This window comes from Streptomyces sp. NPDC048338, from assembly GCF_043201055.1.
In the GTDB taxonomy this organism is placed as follows: Bacteria; Actinomycetota; Actinomycetes; order Streptomycetales; family Streptomycetaceae; genus Streptomyces.
In genome coordinates, this window is record NZ_JBICYQ010000015.1 from 147,284 (window position 1) to 167,306 (window position 20,023).

General features: G+C 72.9%; 15 protein-coding genes. 7 read left to right on the top strand and 8 right to left on the bottom strand.

Translation table 11 applies throughout. The features are described from left to right. The first annotated feature begins 2 nt into the window (after positions 1-2). Together ACGFZF_RS31040 and nuoN are read left to right on the top strand one after the other, a co-directional pair. Positions 3-1,589, top strand: coding sequence for an NADH-quinone oxidoreductase subunit M (locus tag ACGFZF_RS31040; protein WP_393559582.1), 1,587 nt, complete (start codon positions 3-5; stop codon positions 1,587-1,589). Then, the gene (gene nuoN, locus ACGFZF_RS31045; RefSeq protein ID WP_393559584.1) at positions 1,586-3,235 is read left to right on the top strand and encodes an NADH-quinone oxidoreductase subunit NuoN; all 1,650 of its coding nucleotides are present in this window, start codon (positions 1,586-1,588) and stop codon (positions 3,233-3,235) included. The genes ACGFZF_RS31040 and nuoN overlap by 4 nt, the downstream gene beginning before the upstream one ends. Positions 3,236-3,319: 84 nt before the next feature. Here nuoN and ACGFZF_RS31050 read toward each other — a convergent pair whose 3' ends face one another. From ACGFZF_RS31050 to ACGFZF_RS31075, 6 genes are all read right to left on the bottom strand, one after another. Beyond that, entirely contained in the window at positions 3,320-6,034 is a 2,715-nt protein-coding gene (locus ACGFZF_RS31050; protein WP_393559586.1) for a fumarate reductase/succinate dehydrogenase flavoprotein subunit, read from the bottom strand. A gap of 19 nt (positions 6,035-6,053) precedes the next feature. Next, the gene (locus ACGFZF_RS31055) at positions 6,054-6,740 is read right to left on the bottom strand and encodes an ATP-binding cassette domain-containing protein (RefSeq protein ID WP_356779328.1); all 687 of its coding nucleotides are present in this window, start codon (positions 6,738-6,740) and stop codon (positions 6,054-6,056) included. After that, the gene (locus ACGFZF_RS31060; RefSeq protein WP_393559589.1) at positions 6,737-7,606 is read right to left on the bottom strand and encodes an ABC transporter permease; all 870 of its coding nucleotides are present in this window, start codon (positions 7,604-7,606) and stop codon (positions 6,737-6,739) included. Before ACGFZF_RS31060 ends, ACGFZF_RS31055 begins: the two co-directional genes overlap by 4 nt. Next, positions 7,603-8,958 (bottom strand): ABC transporter substrate-binding protein, encoded by a 1,356-nt coding sequence (locus ACGFZF_RS31065; RefSeq protein WP_393559590.1) that lies wholly within the window; start codon positions 8,956-8,958, stop codon positions 7,603-7,605. Before ACGFZF_RS31065 ends, ACGFZF_RS31060 begins: the two co-directional genes overlap by 4 nt. Positions 8,959-8,973: 15 nt before the next feature. Continuing rightward, positions 8,974-9,201: a ferredoxin family protein gene (locus ACGFZF_RS31070; protein WP_356599791.1), complete on the bottom strand. Its 228-nt coding sequence runs from the start codon at positions 9,199-9,201 to the stop codon at positions 8,974-8,976. 69 nt (positions 9,202-9,270) lie between these two features. Continuing rightward, a complete protein-coding gene (locus ACGFZF_RS31075; protein ID WP_393559592.1) occupies positions 9,271-10,041 on the bottom strand; it encodes a GntR family transcriptional regulator in 771 nt (256 codons plus the stop codon). 259 nt (positions 10,042-10,300) lie between these two features. Between ACGFZF_RS31075 and ACGFZF_RS31080 the strand changes: the two genes are divergently transcribed. Further along, positions 10,301-11,230 (top strand): AraC family transcriptional regulator, encoded by a 930-nt coding sequence (locus ACGFZF_RS31080; protein WP_393559594.1) that lies wholly within the window; start codon positions 10,301-10,303, stop codon positions 11,228-11,230. A 39-nt stretch (positions 11,231-11,269) separates the two neighbouring features. Beyond that, positions 11,270-12,094, top strand: a complete 825-nt coding sequence (locus tag ACGFZF_RS31085; protein ID WP_393559595.1) for a carbohydrate-binding protein — start codon at positions 11,270-11,272, stop codon at positions 12,092-12,094. A 70-nt stretch (positions 12,095-12,164) separates the two neighbouring features. On the opposite strand, the gene fahA is transcribed toward ACGFZF_RS31085, so the two are convergent. Next, entirely contained in the window at positions 12,165-13,400 is a 1,236-nt protein-coding gene (fahA, locus tag ACGFZF_RS31090) for a fumarylacetoacetase (RefSeq protein WP_393559597.1), read from the bottom strand. 287 nt (positions 13,401-13,687) lie between these two features. Here fahA and ACGFZF_RS31095 point away from each other — a divergent pair, with 287 nt between their 5' ends. Further along, a complete protein-coding gene (locus tag ACGFZF_RS31095) occupies positions 13,688-14,953 on the top strand; it encodes a peptidase (RefSeq protein WP_393559599.1) in 1,266 nt (421 codons plus the stop codon). A gap of 76 nt (positions 14,954-15,029) precedes the next feature. Here ACGFZF_RS31095 and ACGFZF_RS31100 read toward each other — a convergent pair whose 3' ends face one another. Further along, the gene (locus ACGFZF_RS31100) at positions 15,030-17,030 is read right to left on the bottom strand and encodes a CocE/NonD family hydrolase (RefSeq protein WP_393559601.1); all 2,001 of its coding nucleotides are present in this window, start codon (positions 17,028-17,030) and stop codon (positions 15,030-15,032) included. 613 nt (positions 17,031-17,643) lie between these two features. Between ACGFZF_RS31100 and ACGFZF_RS31105 the strand changes: the two genes are divergently transcribed. Together ACGFZF_RS31105 and ACGFZF_RS31110 are read left to right on the top strand one after the other, a co-directional pair. Continuing rightward, a complete protein-coding gene (locus ACGFZF_RS31105) occupies positions 17,644-18,654 on the top strand; it encodes a polyprenyl synthetase family protein (RefSeq protein ID WP_147976039.1) in 1,011 nt (336 codons plus the stop codon). Between the two features lie 117 nt (positions 18,655-18,771). Then, positions 18,772-19,923 carry an outer membrane lipoprotein carrier protein LolA gene (locus ACGFZF_RS31110; RefSeq protein ID WP_393559603.1) on the top strand — a complete coding sequence of 384 codons (1,152 nt, stop codon included), beginning with the start codon at positions 18,772-18,774 and terminating at the stop codon, positions 19,921-19,923. Positions 19,924-20,023: the final 100 nt, after the last annotated feature.

Consider the following 20,023-nt stretch of genomic DNA (forward strand, 5'->3'; position numbering starts at 1 on the left):
CGATGTCCTTTCCCCTCCTGACGGTGACGGCAGCGGTGCCGGCGGCCGGTGCGATCCTCACCGCCGCCGTCCCCGCCGCCCGCCGCACCGCGGCCAAGTGGCTGGCCCTGCTGGTCTCCCTGGTCACGCTCGTGCTCGCCGCGATCGTGTTCGTCCGCTTCGAGCCCGGTGGCGCCCGCTACCAGCTCGTCGAGTCCCACTCCTGGATCAAGGACTTCGGCGTCCGCTACGAACTGGGCGTGGACGGCATCGGGGTGGCGCTGATCGCGCTCACCGCGCTGCTCATCCCCTTCGTCGTCCTGGCGGGCTGGCACGACGCCGACCCCCTGGAGACCAAGAGCAGCCGCTGGCGCCCGACCCAGGGCTTCTTCGCCCTGATCCTCATGGTCGAGGCGATGGTGATCCTCTCCTTCGCGGCCACCGACGTCTTCCTCTTCTACATCCTGTTCGAAGCCATGCTGATCCCGATGTACTTCCTCATCGGCGGCTTCGGCGACCGGGCGCACGCGGGCTCCGACGAGAACGCCGCGGCCCAGCGCTCCTACGCGGCGGTCAAGTTCCTGCTCTACAACCTGGTCGGCGGGCTCATCATGCTGGCCGCCGTCATCGGGCTGTACGTCGTCGCCGGCAACTTCTCCCTCACGGAGATCGCCGAGGCGCGGGCGAGCGGCCAGCTGGAGATGGCCACCAACACCGAACGGCTGCTGTTCCTCGGCTTCTTCTTCGCCTTCGCGGTGAAGGCGCCGCTGTGGCCGTTGCACACCTGGCTGCCGAACGCGATGGGGGAGGCGACCGCCCCGGTGGCCGTGCTCATCACCGCGGTCGTCGACAAGGTCGGCACGTTCGCGATGCTCCGCTTCTGCCTCCAGCTCTTCCCGGAGGCCTCGAAGTGGGCGACCCCGGTCATCGTGGCGCTCGCCCTGATCAGCATCGTCTACGGCGCGCTGCTCGCGGTCGGGCAGCGGGACATCAAGCGGCTGGTCGCGTACGCCTCGATCTCGCACTTCGGCTTCATCATCATGGGCATCTTCGCGATGACCACCCAGGGCCAGAGCGGCGCCACGCTCTACATGGTCAACCACGGGATCTCGACGGCCGCGCTGATGCTGGTCGCCGGCTTCCTGATCACCCGGCGCGGTTCCCGGCTCATCGCCGACTACGGCGGCGTGCAGAAGGTCGCCCCGGTCCTCGCCGGCACCTTCCTGATCGGCAGCCTGGCCACCCTCTCGCTGCCGGGCCTCGCGCCCTTCGTCAGCGAGTTCCTGGTTCTCGTCGGCACGTACGCCCGCTACCCGGTGGCCGGCGTCATCGCCACCACCGGCATCGTCCTCGCCGCGCTCTACACCCTCGTCCTCTACCAGCGGACGATGACGGGGCCGGTGAAGGAGGAGGTGCGGACGATGCCCGACCTGCGAGCGCGTGAACTCGCGGTCGTCGTCCCGCTCATCGCCCTGCTGATCTTCCTCGGCGTGTTCCCGAAGCCGCTGACGGAGATCGTCGACCCGGCCGTCAACCACACCCTGTCCGACGTCCGGCAGCAGGACCCCCAGCCCACGGTGCCCATTCAGAACGCGGAGGCGGCCAAGTGAGTGCAACGGCTGTCCACAGCCTGTGGACGACGGCTGCCGAGCCGATCACCAAGATCCCCGCACCCCACATCGAGTACGTCCAGCTCTCACCCGTGCTGATCGTGGTCGGTGCCGCGATCGTCAGCGTCCTCGTCGAGGCGTTCGTGCCCCGCAAGGGCCGCTACCACAGCCAGGTGTTCCTCAGCGTCCTGGCACTCGCCGCCGCCTTCGCCGCGGTCGTCGGCCTCGCGGCCGGCGGATACGGCTCCACCAAGGCGCACATCGCGGCCATGGGCGCCATCGCCGTCGACGGTCCGGCGCTCTTCCTCCAGGGCACCATCCTGCTGGCCGCCGTCGTCGCCGTCTTCACCTTCGCCGAGCGCAGGCTCGACCCGGCCGACCACGGCCACAAGGTCGACTCCTTCGCCGCCGAGGCCGCCGCCGTCCCCGGCAGCGACCAGGAGAAGGCGGCCGTCAAGGCCGGGTTCACCACCACCGAGGTCTTCCCGCTGGTGCTGTTCGCCGTCGCCGGCATGCTGGTCTTCCCGGCCGCCAACGACCTGCTGACGCTGTTCGTCGCGCTGGAGGTCTTCTCCCTCCCGCTCTACCTGCTGTGCGCCGTCGCCCGCCGCAAGCGGCTGATGTCGCAGGAGGCCGCGGTCAAGTACTTCCTCCTCGGCGCCTTCTCCTCCGCCTTCCTCCTCTTCGGCATCGCCCTGCTCTACGGCTACGCGGGCTCCGTCTCGTACGCCACCATCGCGAACGTCGTCGACGGCTCGGTCGGTTCGGTCGACCCGGCCCTCGCCCAGACCATGGGCAACGACGTCCTGCTGCTCATCGGCTTCGCGCTGGTCCTCATGGGCCTGCTCTTCAAGGTCGGCGCGGTGCCGTTCCACATGTGGACCCCGGACGTCTACCAGGGCGCGCCGACCCCCGTCACCGGCTTCATGGCCGCCGCGACGAAGGTCGCCGCGTTCGGCGCGCTGCTGCGCCTGCTGTACGTGGTGCTGCCGGGTCTCACCTGGGACTGGCGGCCGGTCATGTGGGGCGTCGCCATCGTCACCATGCTGGGCGGCGCGATCGTCGCGATCACCCAGACCGACATCAAGCGGCTCCTCGCCTACTCCTCGATCGCCCACGCCGGGTTCATCCTGGCCGGTGTCATCGCGGCCACGCCCAGCGGCGTCTCCTCCGTCCTCTTCTACCTGGCCGCCTACTCCTTCGTGACCATCGGCGCCTTCGCCGTCGTCACGCTGGTGCGCGACGCGGGCGGCGAGGCGACGCACCTGTCCAAGTGGGCCGGTCTGGGGCGCCGTTCGCCGCTCGTCGCGGCGGTCTTCGCGGTGTTCCTGCTCGCCTTCGCCGGCATCCCGCTGACCGCGGGCTTCTCCGGAAAGTTCGCCGTCTTCACGGCGGCGGCGGAGGGCGGGGCCGGCGCGCTGGTCGTGATCGGCGTCATCTCGTCCGCGATCGCCGCGTTCTTCTACATCCGGGTCATCGTGCTGATGTTCTTCAGCGAGCCCAGGCCCGACGGCCCCACGGTCGCCGTGCCCTCGGGCTTCACCGCCGCCACGATCACGGTCGGCGTCGCCGTCACGCTGGTGCTCGGCTTCGCGCCGCAGTACTTCCTGGACCTGGCGAGCCAGGCGGGCGTGTTCGTCCGCTGACACCCGCACACCTCAGGGCCCGGCCCCCGCGCGTGCGGGGGCCGGGCCCTGGTGCGTGCGGCGTGCGACCCGCGTCGCCCTCGCTCAGCCGGCCGCCGGCGCGGCCGCGCGCGAGGCGTAGGCGCGGACGTCGGCGTCCGCGTCGTCCAGGGCGGGAGCCAGCGCGGCCGCGGTCCCCGGATGGCGCAGCAGGGCCAGGACCGCCGCCTTGCGGACGTCCGCGTTCGGATCACCGAGGATCCGTGCCAGCGCCGGTACCGCGGTCTCCCGGTCCGCCGCCGCCAGCCCCGCGGCCGCCCCCGCCCGCACCTGCCAGGCCGGATCGTCCAGGGCCCGGACCGCGTCCGTCGCGTACCCGGCCGGGCAGCCGAGCGTCCCGAGTGCCCCGAGGGCAGCCGCCCGGACCAGCGCGTCCCCGTCGGCGAGGAGCGGGTCGAGCGTGCCCGGCGCGGCGCCGGGCACCGCCGCGAGCCCCTTCGCCACCGCCACCCGGACCTCCCGCGACGGGTCCCGCGCCGCCCGGGCCAGCGCCCCGACCGCGTCCACCGACACCAGGCCGCCGACCGCCGCCACCCGCACCTCCCGGTCGCCGTCGCCCAGCGCGCCCGCGAACAGCGCCTCCGAACCCAGCCGGAGCACCCGCAGGACGGTCAGTGCCGCCGACCGTGACACCGGGTCGCCGGCCGACAGCGCGACGACCAGCGGCGTCCGCAGCTCCGGCGCCGCGGGCAGCGTCTCGACCAGTTCGCGCAGCGCCGCCGCCGCCTCCGCCCGTACCGCCGGGTCCTCGTCGACCAGCGCGCCGGCCAGCGCCGGACCCGTTCCCGCCGGGACGGTCTCGGTGAGGGCCGCCACCGCCGCCCGGCGTACGGCGGGGTCCGGATCCCCCAGGTAGGGCAGCAGTGCCCCGAGTTCTGGTTCCGACTCGGCCAGGGCGTGGAGCTCCAGAATGCGCGGCGCGTCGGCGACCGTGCTCCGTTCCCCCGCCGCGGACGCGGGCGTGCGGACACCGGAGCCGACCGGTGCCAGCTCGCGCGGACCCGCCGTCGCGACCTGCTCCGGCCGGACCTCGCCCAGCTCCCGCGAGGCGCCGCCGGCCGGCGCGTAGCCCTCCACCGGTACCAGGTAGGGAGCCACCGGCCGGGCCGTGAACTCCATCGCTCCCGAGGGGGACTTGCGCAGATCGAGATGGTGCAGCCAGTCCGTGTCGTCGCGCTCCGGATGGTCCGTCCGCGCGTGGTACAGGCCCCAGCGGGACTCGGTCCGCGCCAGCGAGGAACGGGCCGCCATCTCGGCGCAGTCCCGGATGAACCCCACCTCGGCGCAGCGCATCAGCTCGTGCGTGGTCGTCGCGCCCATCGCGTCGATCTCCGTCCGCATCCGCTCGAAGTGCTCGACGGCCAGCGAGAGCCGGGCTCCGGACTTGGGCGGGGCGACGTAGTCGTTCACGAATCGGCGCAGCTTGTACTCGACCTGCGGCTGCGGCGGCCCCTGCGGATGGCGCAGCGGCCGGTAGACCAGCGCGTGGGCGGCGGCCAGCTGGTCGGCCGGCAGCGGACCCTCGGGGGCGCGGTGGCGGGCCGCGTCCTCGCCCGCCAGGTCGCCGAAGACGAAGGCGCCGATCATGTAGTTGTGCGGGACGCACGCCAGGTCCCCCGCCGCGTAGAGCCGGGGCACGGTGGTGCGGGCGTGGTCGTCGACCCGGACCCCCGAGGCGGAGTGCCCGCCGCACAGGCCGATCTCGGAGATGTGCATCTCGATGTCGTGGGTGCGGTAGTCGTGGCCGCGGTTGGCGTGGAAGGTGCCCCGGGTGGGGCGCTCGGTGGTGTGCAGGATCGACTCGAGCGCGCCGACGGACTCCTCGGGCAGATGACTCAGCTTGAGGTAGACCGGGCCGCGGTCCGAGGCCAGTTCCTCGGCGAACTCCGCCATCATCTGGCCCGACCAGTAGTCGGAGTCGACGAAGCGCTCGCCGTGCCGGTTGACCTGGTAGCCGCCGAAGGGGTTGGCGACGTAGGCGCACGCGGGCCCGTTGTAGTCCTTGATCAGCGGGTTGATCTGGAAGCACTCGATCCCGGTGAGTTCGGCGCCCGCGTGGTACGCCATGGAGTAGCCGTCCCCCGCGTTCGTGGGGTTCTCGTAGGTCCCGTACAGATAGCCCGACGCGGGCAGTCCGAGGCGCCCGGCCGCGCCGGTCGCCAGGATGACGGCGCCGGCGCGCACGGTGACGAAGCGCCCGGTCCGCGTGTGGAAACCGGCGGCGCCGACCGCCCGGCCGTCCTCGCCGGTCAGGATCCGCACCGGCATCACCCGGTTCTCGATGCGGATCCGTTCCCGCATCTCGCGGCGGCGCAGCTGCCGGTAGAGGACCTTCTTGACGTCCTTGCCCTCGGGCATGGGCAGCACGTACGAGCCGGAGCGGTGGACCTGGCGGACCGCGTACTCGCCGTGCTCGTCCTTCTCGAACTTCACGCCGTACGACTCCAGCCGCCGGACCATCGCGAAACCGCGCGTCGCGGTCTGGCGGACCGTGGACTGGTCCACGACACCGTCGTTGGCGCGGGTGATCTCCGCGACGTAGTCGTCCGGTTCGGCGCGGCCGGGGATCACGGCGTTGTTGACGCCGTCCATGCCCATGGCGAGCGCGCCCGAGTGCCGGACGTGCGCCTTCTCCAGGAGCAGGACGTCGGCGCCGTGTTCGGCCGCGGTCAGCGCGGCCATCGTGCCGGCGGTGCCGCCGCCGACGACGAGGACGTCGCAGGAGAGCTCCTCCGCGTCCGTGAGGGAGGGGATGTCCATCCGGGGGCCTTTCGGGGGATCAGGAGGCGAGGGCCTTGAGAGCCTGGCGGCGCAGGCCGGAGAGGTCCGCCCCGCGCTCGCGCGGCCGGGGGTTCTCCAGGACGACGCCCGTCCCGAGGACGGCGACCCGGTCCCCGAGGAACAGCGCCTCGTCCACGTCGTGCGTGACGAAGACGACGGTTGCGCCGGTGCCGCGCAGGACCTCGACGAGCAGGTCCTGCATGTCGGCCCGGGTACGCACGTCCAGCGCGCCGAACGGCTCGTCCATGAAGACGGCGCGCGGCCGAGGCGCCAGGGCCCGGGCGAGCTGCACGCGCTGGCGCTGCCCGCCGGAGAGCTGGTGGGGCAGCCGACGGGCCTCGTCGGCGAGCCCGACGCGGCCGAGCCACTCCGTCGCCAGCGCGCGCCGCTCCGCCCGGGGCGTGCGGGCGATCGCCAGCGGCAGTTCGACGTTGGCGCGCGCGGTGCGCCAGGGCAGCAGCGCGTCCTCCTGGAACACCAGGGCCCGGTGGTCACGCGGTGCGGTGACCGTCCCGGACAGCGGTGGGAGCAGCCCGGCGAGGGTGCGCAGGAGCGTGGACTTGCCGCAGCCGGACGGGCCGACGACGGTGAGGAGCTCGCCGGGGTCGACGCGCAGGTCGACGCGGTGGGGGAGCGGGTGGCGCGGCCGGCCGAGGGTGACGGCGTCGAGCACGAGGGCGGTCATGACGCCGCCTCGGCTCCGGCGGGGGCGGGTGCTGGGGCGGGTGCGGGGGCGGGTGCCGTCCCGGCCCGGGACGGCCGGGCCCGGCCGACGGGTGCCGCCGCCCGGACACCGGCCGGAGCGGACCGAGGGCCCACCACGCGGCGGCCCAGCCACTCGACCGCCGTGGACGTCAGCCAGCCCAGCGCGCCGATGGTCACCATGCCGACGAAGACCGCCGGATAGTCCACGACCGTGTAGTCCTGCCAGGTGCGGTAGCCCACCCCGTACTCGCCGGAGATCATCTCCGCCGAGATCACGCAGATCCACGAGACGCCGATCCCCACCGACAGACCGCTGAAGATGCCCGGCAGGGCGCCGGGCAGCACCACCGACACCAGCACGCGCGCCCGGCCGCCGCCCATGGTGACGACCGCCTCCTCCCACAGCGGGGGCAGCGCGCGGACCGCGTGCCGGGTGGAGACCAGGACGGGGAAGAACGCCGCCGCGCCGGTGATGAACACGATGCCCTGCTCGTTGCTCGGGAAGAGCAGGATCGCCACCGGCACCAGCGCGATCGCCGGGATCGGCCGCAGAACCTCGAGGATCGGGCCCAGCAGGTCCTCCACCAGGCGCGAGCGGGCGATCGCGGTGCCCAGGCCGATGCCCGCGAGGGCCGCCAGCGTGAAGCCCGTGACGATCCGGGTCAGGCTGTCGCCGAGGTCCTGCCAGTACGCGGCCGTCGCCAGGCGGTCGGCGAAGGCGTCCGCGACCTCCGTCACGGTCGGGAACTGCTCGAACCGCAGCCACAGCGTGACGTCGTAGGACGTCAGCGCCTGCCACACGGCCAGCGCCGCCGCCAGGGACAGCACCCGCAGCGCGTACCTCATGACGTCAGCGCCTCGGCGTAGGTGACCTGCCGTGCGCCGGGGTGGGCGGCCCGGTAGGCCCGCGCACCGGCCGGGGTCACGAACGGCTTGAGCTCCGCCCCGTCCGCCACCCACACCGCCCGGTCCGCGAACCAGAGGGTGCCGGTCACCGCGTCCGGGACGTACGCCGCCCGGACCTCCGCCCGGTGCGCCGCCACGTGCCGCAGCGCCTGCGCCGGCGTGTCGAAGGAGACGGTCCGCTGGGCCCCCTTCAGCCACACCTCGCTGCGCGCCGCCGGAGGCGGCGTGGCGACCTGGCGCGCGTAGCCGGAGCCGTACGCCCCGCGGACGAAGCGGTCGTCGACGAAGGTGTCCACGTCCACCTCGTCCACCAGCCCGGCCGACCTCAGCACCGGCACGTCCTCCTTGAGCGCGTCGATCAGCCGCGGCTTGAGCGACGGGTCGAAGGTCGCGATGCCGTTCGGGCCGTTGTAGAGGTGGACCACCTCCGCCGGGAGGCCGGTGGCCCTGCCGACCTTCTCGCTGGCCGCCACCGGGTGCTCGCGCAGATACGCGGTCGCCGAGATCTGCGCCCGTACGAACGCCTCGACGATCTCCGGGTGTTCGCGCGTGAACGCCTCGCGGACCGTCACCCCGTGGAAGGTCGGCAGGTCCAGCTCGCCCCCGTCGTAGAGCGCCTGCGCCCTCCCCTGGAAGGCGAGGAGTCCCGGCCACGCGACGAACTGCGAGAGGGCGTCCACGCTGCCGGCCGTCAGCGCCGAAGCGCCGACCGCGGGCTGCTGGTTGAGCTTGCGGACGTCCCGGCCGGGATCGATCCCGGCTCGCTGCAGGGCGCGGACGAGGGTGCCGTCCGCGGCGGAGCCGACGCTGGTCGACACCTTCTTCCCGCGCAGGTCCGCCAGCGAGCCGAGCCGCGAACCGGGCGCGGTCACGATGGTGTTGAGGGCGCCGCGCAGGTTGTACCCGGTCACCGAGACCAGCCGGGTCGGGCGCTTCGCGGTGACGCCGCGGGCCGCGTTGAGGAGCAGCGGGAAGTCGCCCATCGAGCCGATGTCGATCTTCCCGGCGGTCATCTGGGCGGTGATCGGCGCCCCGGTGGCGTAGTCCTGCCAGACGACCTTGTACGTCCGGCCGTCCTTGGCGCCCTGGGCGCGCAGTTCGCGTTCGAAGTGGCCGAGGGAACGCAGCAGCGTGCCGGCCGTGACGGTGTTGATGGTCTTGGACTGGTAGCCGACGGTCACGGTGACCGTCCTCTCCTCCCCGGCGCCCGCCCGTCCGCCGCACGCGGCGAGCGGGACGAGCAGGGCCAGGGCGAGGAGCGGCGCGACGCGGGCGACGCGGTTCGAGGGCATGGGATGCGGGACCTCTCAGCGGAGCAGATAGGGCATGTCGACCGTGACCGCACCGGTGGGACACCGGGCCGCGCACGGGCCGCAGTACCAGCACTCGTCCACGTGCATGTACGCCTTGCCGCTGTCGGGGTGGATCGCGAGGGAGTCCAGCGGGCACATCTCGACGCACAGCGTGCAGCCGTCGATGCACTTCGACTCGTCGATGGTCACGGGCACGTCGGCCCGCTGGGGCGCCAAGGGCATGGCTGTCTCCGGGAAGTGGCGGGAAGGGGAGGGAAAGGGTGGAGAAGGGGAAGGGCAGGGGGGAAGAGGTCAGGCCGTGCGGTGCAGCAAGCCGCTCATGGTGATCCGGTCGCCCCGGAACCGGATGAACTCCAGGTCCACGGGACGGCCGTCGGAGAGGTGGGTGAGCCGGTCCAGCATCATCAGGGCGGCGCCGCGCGGCGCCTGCAGGACGGCGGCGGAGTGCGCGTCGGCGTTGACGGCCTCCAGGGTGATGTCGGCGTGGCCGAGCGGCTGCCCGGTGAGGGTCTCGAGGAGCCGGAAGACGTCGGTGTTCTCCAGGTCGCAGTCCAGCAGACCCGCGCCGACGTCCATCGGGACGTACGTGAGGTCGAGGGAGAGCGGCAGGCCGCCGAGGCGGCGCAGCCGTTCGATGTAGAGGACGTCGGAGTGTTCGGGGACCCCCAGCCGGCCCGCGACCGGCGCGGGGGCCGGGACCGGGCCCGCGGTGCGGACCTCGTTGGTCACCGGGCCGTGTTCGTGCAGGGTCTCCGCGAGCCCCTGGAGCCGGTCCAGGCCGTGCGGGTACTTCTCGCACACCACGACCGTCCCCACTCCCGGCTGCCGCTCCACCAGGCCCTCGGCACGCAGCAGGTCGAGCGCCTGGCGGACGGTGTTGCGGGAGACGCGGTAGTCGGCGCCGATGCGGTCCTCCAGGGGGAGGACCCCGCGGGGGAAACGGGCGGCGAGGATCTGGTGGCGCAGGAGGTCGGCGAGCTGTCGCGCCTGGTCCGCGCGCAGCCGCCGACGGCGCGCCGCGGCGACCGGGACGGTGTGCTCACGAAGGCGTTCGGCTGGCATGCGACGGACCATACCGACGGGGTGCGCGGGATGGTGTTGCCACAGTGTTGCGCCACTTCGACACTCCACCGGAACGGCTCTGACCTGGGAAGACGTCATACGGGCAGGAAGATCTGCCAGGCCGCCGTCCACTGCGTGGACGGCCCGCGCGGGGCAACCGCGCACCGCACGCACGGTGGCCCGCCGCGGCCCGTCCGTGCCAGGCTGAACCCCCGAGACTGGTCTGGACCTGTACCCATGGAGTCGAGGGAGACGGACGATGCGCGGCACCACCGTGTTACCCGGAGCGCCCTGCCACATCCCGCGTGAGGGAGAGCCCCCGCTCCACCGCCTGGAACTGCCCCTGCCCGGTGCCGCGCCCTTCGCCGCCGGCACCTTCGACACGATCGGCCCGATGTCCCGGGCGGCCTTCCCCCACCGGCACACCTTCTACGAGATCGTGCACGTCACCGAAGGCGCCGGCGCCCACGTCGTCGACCTCGCCCGCAGGCGGCTGCGCCCGCCGCAGCTGGAGGTGATCCTCCCCGGCCGGATCCACCACTGGGAGGACGCCGCCGGCCTGGACGGCTCCGTCGTGCTCTTCACGGAGGACTTCCTGCTGGACCACCCCGGCGACCGGGACGTGCTGCGCCGCCTGGCCGAACTCCCCCCGGCGACCCTCGACGCCGCCGCGGACGCCGGGATCGCCCGCCTGATGACCGACCTCGCCGAGGAGTACCGTCACGGGGCCCCCGGCTTCGAGTCCGTGCTGCGTTCCCTGCTGCACGTCCTGCTCGTGCGCGCGGGACGGCTGGCCGGCCCCGGCGCACCGGCACCCGCCCCGGGCCGGCCCGCGGCGCTCGCCGCACGGTTCGCGCGGCTGATCGCCCCCACCGGGGCGGGCCCGTGGTCCGTACGGGAGTGCGCCGAGCGCCTCGGCGTCACCACCGGCTACCTCACCGAGTCCGTCCGGGCCGCCACCGGCCGCACCCCCGGCCCGCTGCTGCGCGAGGCCCGCGTCGCCGAGGCCCAACGCCTGCTGGCCCGCACCGATCTGTCGGTCCATCAGGTCGCCGTCCGGACCGGGTTCGCCGACCCCGCCTACTTCTGCCGCTTCTTCCGCCGGGAGACCGGGAGAACCCCGGGGGACTTCCGGAAACACCATGACGCCCGCGCCCGGTCCATCGAAGTGCCCGACGGCCCTGCGTAGGTTCGTGGCCGACCCCGCAGCCCCCCACAAGGAGCAGGCATGGACGGCGAGAACACCCCGGCACACCCCAGCCGCAAGACGGTTCTGCGCGCCGCGCTCGCGGCCGGCATGGCGGCGCCGATCGCCCTCATGGGCGTACCGGCCCTCGCGCGCACCCTCACCGACGGGAGCGCCGCGCCCGAGCTCACCCCCACGTGCGACGACGGCGACGACCCGACGCCGGCCCAGACGGAGGGGCCGTACTTCAAGCCGGCCTCGCCCCTGCGCACCTCGCTGCTGGAGCCGGGCACGCCCGGCACGCGGCTGACCGTCACCGGCTATGTCTTCGGGCTGGCCTGCAAGCCGATCGGGGGCGTGCTGATGGACTTCTGGCAGGCCGACGTCAACGGCGCGTACGACAACACCGGCTACCGGTTCCGCGGCCACCAGTTCACCGACTCCACCGGGGCGTTCGCCCTGACGACCGTCGTCCCCGGGCTCTATCCGGGCCGCACCCGCCACATCCACGTCAAGGTGCAGGCGCCGGGCCGGCCGGTCCTGACGACCCAGCTCTACTTCCCGGGCGAGCCCCGCAACAACACCGACACGATCTTCGACCCGCGGCTGCTGATGACCGTGCGCGACGCGGGCGGCGCGAAGGAGGCGGCCTACGACTTCGTGCTGAACGTGCCGCAGGACCCCGGCCCCACGCCCACGGCCACCGCGACCACCCAGCCGCCCGGGGGCACCTGGGCGGCCGGTACGACCTACCAGGCGGGGGCGCGGGTCGGCCACGCGGGACGGGGCTACGTCTGCCTCCAGGGCCACGTCGCCCAGCCTGGCTGGGAGCCCCCGTCCGTCCCCGCCCTGTGGCGGGCGGTCTAGGGCCTCGGTGCCCCGGGCCCTCGGCGGTGCCCCGGGCCCGCGGTGCCCGGGGCTCCCGTCCCGGCGGGTGTCAGGAGGTGGCGGGCGCCGGAACGATCCGGCCCGTCACCTCGCCCAGGCCGACCTGGGTGCCGTCCGGACCCGGCGCCCAGGCGGTCAGGGTGACCTCGTCGCCGTCCTCGAGGAACGTCCGCTTGCCGGTGGACAGTTCGAGCGCGTCGCGCCCGTTCCAGGTCAGCTCCAGCAGGGAGCCCCGCTGGTGCACCTCCGGGCCCGAGACCGTGCCGGAGCCGTAGAGGTCGCCGGTCCGCAGCGAGGCGCCGTTCACCGTCATGTGGGCCAGCTGCTGCGCGGCCGTCCAGTACATCGTCGAGAACGGCGGCTCGGACACCACCTCGCCGTTGATCCGCACCGTGATCCGCACGTCGAAGCCGCCCGGCTCCTCGTCGGCCGCGTCCTCCAGGTAGGGCAGCAGGTCGAAGTCGCGCGCCGGCGGGGCGACCCGGGCCGCGTCCAGGGCTTCCAGGGGCGTCACCCACGCCGAGACCGACGTGGTGAACGACTTGCCGAGGAACGGGCCGAGCGGCACGTACTCCCACGCCTGGATGTCGCGCGCCGACCAGTCGTTGAGCAGGGTCAGGCCGAAGACGTGCTCGCGGAAGTCCGCGAGCGCCACCGGCGTGCCCGGCGTGGACGGGGTGCCGACGACGAAGCCGACCTCCGCCTCGATGTCCAGCTTCACCGACGGGCCGAAGACCGGTGCCGGGTCGGTCGGCGCCTTGCGCTGCCCCGAGGGCCGCACCACGTCGGTGCCGGACACCACGACCGTGCCCGCGCGCCCGTGGTAACCGATGGGCAGGTGCTTCCAGTTGGGCGTGAGCGGCTCGCCGTCGGGACGGAAGATGTGCCCCACGTTCGTGGCGTGGTGCTCGCTCGCGTAGAAGTCGACGTAGTCCGCGACCTCGTACGGCAGGTGCATCGTGACCGCGCCCAGCGGGTGCAGCAGCGGCTCTATGTCCGGCCGGTGCGCGGGTACGGTCACCCAGGCGGTCAGCGCCCTGCGCACATCGCGCCAGGCGGTCCGCCCGGCGGCGAGCAGCGGGTTCAGGCTGGGCTGCGCGAGCAGTGCGGCATAGGGGGAGCCGAGCGCGTGTGCCGCGGCCCCCGCGTCGAGGACATGCCCGCCGATGCGGACGCCGACCCTCCGCCGGCCGGGCTCGTCGGCGGTCGAGAAGACGCCGTACGGAAGGTTGTGCGGGCCGAAGGGATCGCCCTCGGCCAGGTCGAGCGGGGACTGCTCGGGCATCGGTGCTTGCCTCGCTTTCCACGGGTGTGGGGGACACGTTACGGGTCGGGCGGCGTGACGCAGATGACATGGGTCACACAAAAAGTGGGGCCTCCGTGCACAACTGTCCATGTTCAGGTGCTTTATGCGTCCTGTGCGGCGGCTGTGCCTCCGGCGGCCCGCAATTCCCCCTATTCCGCGGCCATATTCGGGTCATACGATCACTGCAACGTCGTGCCGCGTGTCAGCTCCGCGGGCGCGACCCCCATTTCTTTCTTCTTCACCCAGAACCAGAAAAAGGGTCCGACTTGAAGATCCGTCGCATACTCGCCACCGCCGTGGCCGCCGCCGTGACCACGCCGGTCGTGCTCCTCTCCGCCGCGCCCGCGTTCGCCGACACGAAGCCGGCCGCGCAGACCCGGAACCAGAAGCCGACCATCGAGCAGCTCAAGCTCGCGGTCGTCGCGGCGCAGAAGGCGTACGACGCCTCCGTCATCGCCGAGTCCGAGGCCCAGAAGACCTTCGAGGCGCTGCTGAAGACGCTGGAGACCGGCGGCACGCACCCCGCCGCGATCGCGCACGACGCGGCCGTGAAGGCCGCCGAGAAGGCCGCCGAGGACAAGACGAAGGCCGACCAGGCCGTCGTGGACGCCCAGGCCAAGCTCGACGCCGCCGCCACCGACGAGGAGAAGGCCGCCGCCCAGCTCGTCCTCGACGAGGCCAAGGCGACCGCCCAGACCGCCGCCACCGCCAAGGTGACCGCCGACGCGACCGTCGTGCGGACCCGCGGCGCGGTCAGCGACGCGCGCGTGGCCGGCTCGCAGGAGCTCGCCAAGGTCCAGAAGGCCAAGGAGGACGCCCGCAAGGCCCTCGACGAGGCTCGGAAGGCGCTCGCCGACGCCGAGGAGGGCGCCGGCGAGTGCCGCGAGGACCGCGCCTTCACGGCCGTGCTCACCGGCCCGAAGAAGGTCGTCGCCGGCACCTCCGCCGACTACACCCTCAAGGTCACCAACGGGACGAAGAAGGTCGCGGACGAGGTGATCGTGGACGCCTTCGTCACCGGTTTCGACACCAAGACCTTCGGGCCGCTGGACAAGTACCTGGACCTGAAGTGGTCCACGGCCGCCAGCCCGAAGTGGCAGTCCATCGACGAGTCCGAGGGCATCGACCTCGGCACCCTGAAGCCCGGGACCCGCACCGACCTCACGTTCAAGCTGACGGTCGACGCCAAGGCCCCGGCCGGCCAGGGCCTCCTGTTCGCGATCAGCTCCTACTACAACGCGGACGAGTCCTGCGGCGTCTCGGCGCCCGCCGTCTTCGAGTTCGACATCGCCGCCAAGCCGAAGAAGCCCGCCCCGGGCACCTCCGGCGGCAACACGAACACCACCGGCCAGGGCGGCACCTCCACCACCCCGGTCAACGGCACGGGCACCACCGGCACCACCGGTTCGCTCGCCAGGACCGGTGCGAACGACGCCGTCCCGCAGATCGCCCTCACGGGTGCCGCGGCCGTCGCGCTCGGCGCCGGCGCGATGTTCGTCGTCCGCCGCCGCAAGGCCGGTTCGCAGGCCTGATCCGACGGGCACCGACGGACGAGGCCCGCATTTCCGCGAGGGAATGCGGGCCTCCCCTTTTCCGTACCGAGGGAATTCATCCCGCCGTTCGCGGAATGCGCTTCTCCCACGTCCGGTGGAAGACCACTTCGTCACCGTCCTTGCACACCACCTCGTTCGACGTCAGGAATGCGTCCGCGTCGCAGCCGATCTCCGAACGCGTCTCGATCGTGACGTCCCAGGCTGACTCCGGCCGGTGCAGCCGGATCGACCAGTCCGAGCGACTGTGCGCCGACAACGGGTCGTCCTCGACGATCGTGTACGTCTCCCGCGCGTCCTCCGTGAATTCGAGACCGTCCGGATAGACCCGCGTACCGCCGTACCGGGGGTCGACCTCCAGCCGCCACTCGCCCTTCGCCACGTCCCGCACGACCAGCCGCTCCGGCCGGGGCTCCTCCAGCGTCGCCGGGAAGCTGACCCCCAGCGGCGGAGACTGCTCCGGCTCCTCCCACGCGACCGCGTCCTCGGTGGGCCGGCGGACCGGCAGCGTCAGGTGCGAGGCGGCGGGGTCGAGGGTGAAGCCCGCCGCGTCGGGCTGCGGCCAGATCCACGGCCAGTACGCGGAGGAGACCGCGAGGCGCACCCGGTGCCCCGGCGGGAAGGCGTGGCCGATCCCGTTCAGCTCGAAGACGACGTCCTCGCTCTCGTCGACCTGCGACTCCACCGCACGGTCGCGGCCGAAGCGGGCGGACAGGTTCAGCACCCCGCGGGTCACCAGCGTCGAGGAGCCGTCCGGGGCGACGTCGCACAGCCGGGCGATCACCTGCCCGGTCGGCGCGGTGGTGCGCAGCGACAGACTCACCCGCGGCCGGCCCAGGACCTCGACGGGGCCGCCGTCCGGCGGGACGGTGAAGTCGAAGCACGCCGAGCGGGCGTCCTCGTCGCGCTGGTCGGGCGGCAGGTCGGCGTCGTTGCCGAACGGGAAGAAGCGGCCGGCGTCCAGCCCCGTCTGCTGCGGGGAGTCGACCACGACCGGCGCGCCCTGGAAGGCGTAGTCGACCGGGGTGACGTTCGGCGACGGCCAGGCGGGGTCGGCGACCCAGCGGCCGGGCAGCTCCCCGTACACGGTCGCCGGCGGGTGCGACCCGCTGATCCACGAGCGCAGCATCGGCTCGGCCATCACGTCGTTCTCGACGCCCTTCAGGTGGTGGTCCCACCAGCGCAGGGTCTCCTGCAGGAAGCCGATCGCCGGTCCGGGCGGCAGGCCGCGGTCGGGGTACTGGTGCGACCAGGGCCCGATGATCCCGCGGACGCGGTCCTGGGGCAGGTGCTCGGTCAGCCGCAGCACGGTGTCCCGGTACGGGTCGTGCCAGCCGCCCACGGCGAGGACGGCCGCGCGGATCGCCCCGTAGTCCTCGCAGACGCTGCCCCGCCTCCAGTAGTCGTCGCGGGTCTGGTGGGACAGCCAGGTGTGCACCAGCGGCTCCACGGCCGCCAGGCGCCGGAGCCACAGCGCGCGCCACTCCTCGCCGACGTGGCGCGGGTCCGGCGGCCGGCAGACGAAGGCGAGCATCGTCGCGGCCCAGGCGTGCATGTCCACGGCGAGGACGGAGCCGCCCATGTAGTGGACGTCGTTGTCGTAGCGGTCGTCGGTCGAGCAGACGGTGACGATCGCCTTCAGCGGCTCGGGGGCGAGCGCGGCGATCTGGAGCGAGTTGAAGCCGCCCCAGGAGATCCCGAACATGCCGACCCGGCCCGTGCACCACTCCTGGGCGGCGAGCCAGTGCACCACGGCCACGCCGTCGGCCAGCTCGACGGGGTCGTACTCGTCGCCCGGCAGCCCCTCGCTGTTGCCGTGGCCGCGCACGTCGACCCGCACCGAGGCGTAGCCGTGCCCGGCGTACCAGGGGTGCCGCTGCCAGTCCCGGGGCGCGGTCCAGTCCGTCAGGCGGTACGGCAGGTACTCCAGGAGGGCCGGGACCGGCTCGTCGGTCACCGGCCGCCAGATCCGGGCATAGAGCCGGGTGCCGTCCGGCAGCGGGACGCGGACGTCCTCGTGGACGGTCTCGTAGGGGAACTCGGTGCGGATCTTCGTCACGGGTACCTCACGGCTGCCTCGGTGGACGGGGTGCGTGGCAGGACGCCCCCTTGGGCGTCGGCGCGATCACGGCGGGAGCGACGGTCCCGGTGACGGTGACGGTGACGGTGCCGTTCGCGCGGAAGCCGGTGGCCGCCCGGCGCATCGTCCCGTGCCGGGGCGAACTCGGCGGCGTGCTTGCGCCCGGCCAGGTGACGGCACCCGGCGACGTACCGGATCAGGCCGGAGGCCGGGCCGACGGCGGCGGCCGGGAGGACCCGCCGCCGCCCCCGGTGCGTGCCGGGCCGTGCGGTGATCGGCGGTCCGGCGAAGGCGCACGGAGAACCACTCCCGGACCGCGGGGCCCGAAAGCGCCGGCAGCCCCCTCGCCCGGCCGAAGAAGGCATGATCGTCTTCGACGGGCGGCCGCTCGCCGCTCGTCTCCCTGCCGATCGTTGTTCGAGACAAGTCGCCCACTCCCGGTCGTATCAGCTGATCACGAACATACCGGGGGTGGCGGGAAGGCGCCCATGGTGATCGAAACGCGACCGGATACGCTGACTTGAGTGATTCCAGCGACACATCGACAATCCGTGTGATCGGCAGCAGGCTTCAGCAGACAGGAGACCCCCTCGTGACCGTCGTCGGGCCGTTCGGGCTGAGCGTGCGGGACCAGGCTCTCGAAGCCGATGTCCAGACCGGACTCGCGGCTGTGGAGGCGGGTCTCCTCGACGCCACCAAGAGCGAGATCCCCTTCATCACGGAGGCCGCGCAGCACCTCGTCCTGGCCGGGGGCAAGCGCTTCAGGCCGCTGCTCGTGATGCTCGCCGCCCAGTTCGGCGACCCCTACGCGCCGGGTGTCGTGCCCTCGGCCGTCGTCGTCGAGCTCACCCACCTCGCCACGCTGTACCACGACGACGTGATGGACGAGGCGGACGTGCGCCGCGGCGTCGACAGCGCGAACAGCCGCTGGGGCAACTCGATCGCCGTCCTCACGGGTGACTTCCTCTTCGCCCGCGCCTCGCACACCCTGGCGGATCTCGGACCCGAGGCCGTACGCATCCAGGCCGAGGCGTTCGAACGGCTCGTCACCGGCCAGATCCTGGAGACGGCCGGACCGCAGGGCGACCGCGACCCCGTCGACCACTACCTCGACGTCCTCGGCGGCAAGACCGGCTCGCTGGTCGCCGTCTCCTGCCGCTTCGGCGCGATGATGTCCGGCGCCGACGAGGGCATCGTCGACATCCTCACCCAGTACGGCGAGCGGCTCGGCGTCGCCTTCCAGCTCGCCGACGACGTCCTCGACATCGCCTCCGACTCCCACGAGTCCGGCAAGACCCCCGGCACCGACCTCAGGGAAGGCGTCCCGACCCTCCCGGTGCTCCACGTACGGGCCGCCGCCGCCGCGCACGGGCGCCCCGACGACGTGGAACTCGTCGAGCTCCTCGACAGCGACCTCACCGACGACGTACGGCACGCCGAGGCCCTGCGCCGGCTGCGGGTCCACCCCGCACTGGAGCAGGCCCGCCGCGACACCGTGCGGTTCGCGGAGGAGGCGCGGGCCATGCTGGCGCCGCTGCCCGAGGGATACGCGAAGGCGGCCCTGGAGGAGCTGTGCGACGCGGTGGTCCACCGCGCGGGCTAGGGACTCTCAGGGTCCCGTCATCCCGTAGCAGTACGTGAGGTTGAGCCCGGAGTCTGACGATTCCCCACCTCCGATTTGGTCAGATGGATGTCATCGACCACGGAGGTAGGACAGACCATGGCACCGAACGAAAACCGCAGGGCGAGCCGCTACATCGTCCCGGTCGCGGTGGCCGCAGTGGCCGCGGCGACCATCGGCCTCGTCCCGGCGCTGGCCGCGTCGGGTGACCCCGACCTGCCGGAGATCACGGCGCAGGAACTCGTCGAGAAGATCGCCGCGTCGGACACCCAGGCGCTGTCCGGCACGTTCAAGATCAGCACGGACCTCGGGCTGCCGTCCTTCGCGGGCCTGGCCGGCGGCGCCGGGGGCTCCTCCTCGGCCGACCCGCAGGAACGGCTCACCGAGCTCTTCTCCGGTACGCACACGCTGCGCCTCGCGGCGGACGGCCCGGACCGGCAGAAGGTGACGCTGCTCGACGGCTCGGACGAGTACAGCCTGATCCACGACGGCGACGACGTCTGGGCGTACGACAGCAAGTCGAACGAGGCGTACCACGAGAAGGGCGACGGCCCCGGGAAGGGCGGTCCCGACGCGGGCGGCCCCAAGGCGGGGGAGAAGCCGGAGACCCTGCCCAGCACGCCCAAGGAGCTCGCGGACGAGATCCTGAAGGCCGCCGAGGGCACCACGTCGATCACGGTCGGCGGGACGGCCAAGGTGGCCGGCCGCGACGCCTACCAGCTCGTCGTCAAGCCGAAGCAGAGCGGCTCGACGGTCGAGTCGGTGAAGGTGGCCGTCGACGCCGCCACGGGCACCCCCCTCAAGTTCACGCTCTCCTCGACCGAGGGCGGCAAGCCCGTCGTCGACGCCGGCTTCACGAAGATCGACTTCGGCAAGCCGGCCGCCTCCGCCTTCGCCGCGCCCAAGGGCGCGAAGGTGACGGAAGGCTTCCCGGAGGGCGAGGACAAGGGTCCGCAGGGCCTCGGGGACCTCACGGGCCTGGGGGACTTCGGCGGCGCGAACGTCATCGGCGAGGGCTGGACGACGATCGCGAAGCTCGACACGGGCGCCCCGGCACCCAAGGACTCCGAGGTCCCCGCGGAGGCCAAGGGCTTCCTCGACGCCCTCGGCGACAAGGTCACCGGGAAGTTCGGCTCGGGCACGGTCTTCAAGACCAAGCTCGTCAACGCCCTGATGACGGACGACGGCAAGGTCTACGTCGGCGCGGTCACCCAGGACGCCCTGGTGGACGCGGCGAACGCGGGCCGGTAGGACACCGCGGGACTGGTTGCCCGGGTGGGTCGGGGGCAGTCCTTCACCGACCCACCCGGGAGACTGTGCGTGCCGTCCGGCCAGGGGCCGGACGGCACGG

Bases quoted from the DNA above. Each gene is read 5' to 3' on its own strand.
- ACGFZF_RS31040 (WP_393559582.1), top strand. From the start codon at position 3: ATGTCCTTTCCCCTCCTGACGGTGACGGCAGCGGTGCCGGCGGCCGGT.
- ACGFZF_RS31050 (WP_393559586.1), bottom strand. From the start codon at position 6,034: ATGGACATCCCCTCCCTCACGGACGCGGAGGAGCTCTCCTGCGACGTC.
- ACGFZF_RS31055 (WP_356779328.1), bottom strand. From the start codon at position 6,740: ATGACCGCCCTCGTGCTCGACGCCGTCACCCTCGGCCGGCCGCGCCAC.
- ACGFZF_RS31060 (WP_393559589.1), bottom strand. From the start codon at position 7,606: ATGAGGTACGCGCTGCGGGTGCTGTCCCTGGCGGCGGCGCTGGCCGTG.
- ACGFZF_RS31065 (WP_393559590.1), bottom strand. From the start codon at position 8,958: ATGCCCTCGAACCGCGTCGCCCGCGTCGCGCCGCTCCTCGCCCTGGCC.
- ACGFZF_RS31070 (WP_356599791.1), bottom strand. From the start codon at position 9,201: ATGCCCTTGGCGCCCCAGCGGGCCGACGTGCCCGTGACCATCGACGAG.
- ACGFZF_RS31075 (WP_393559592.1), bottom strand. From the start codon at position 10,041: ATGCCAGCCGAACGCCTTCGTGAGCACACCGTCCCGGTCGCCGCGGCG.
- ACGFZF_RS31080 (WP_393559594.1), top strand. From the start codon at position 10,301: ATGCGCGGCACCACCGTGTTACCCGGAGCGCCCTGCCACATCCCGCGT.
- ACGFZF_RS31085 (WP_393559595.1), top strand. From the start codon at position 11,270: ATGGACGGCGAGAACACCCCGGCACACCCCAGCCGCAAGACGGTTCTG.
- fahA (WP_393559597.1), bottom strand. From the start codon at position 13,400: ATGCCCGAGCAGTCCCCGCTCGACCTGGCCGAGGGCGATCCCTTCGGC.
- ACGFZF_RS31110 (WP_393559603.1), top strand. From the start codon at position 18,772: ATGGCACCGAACGAAAACCGCAGGGCGAGCCGCTACATCGTCCCGGTC.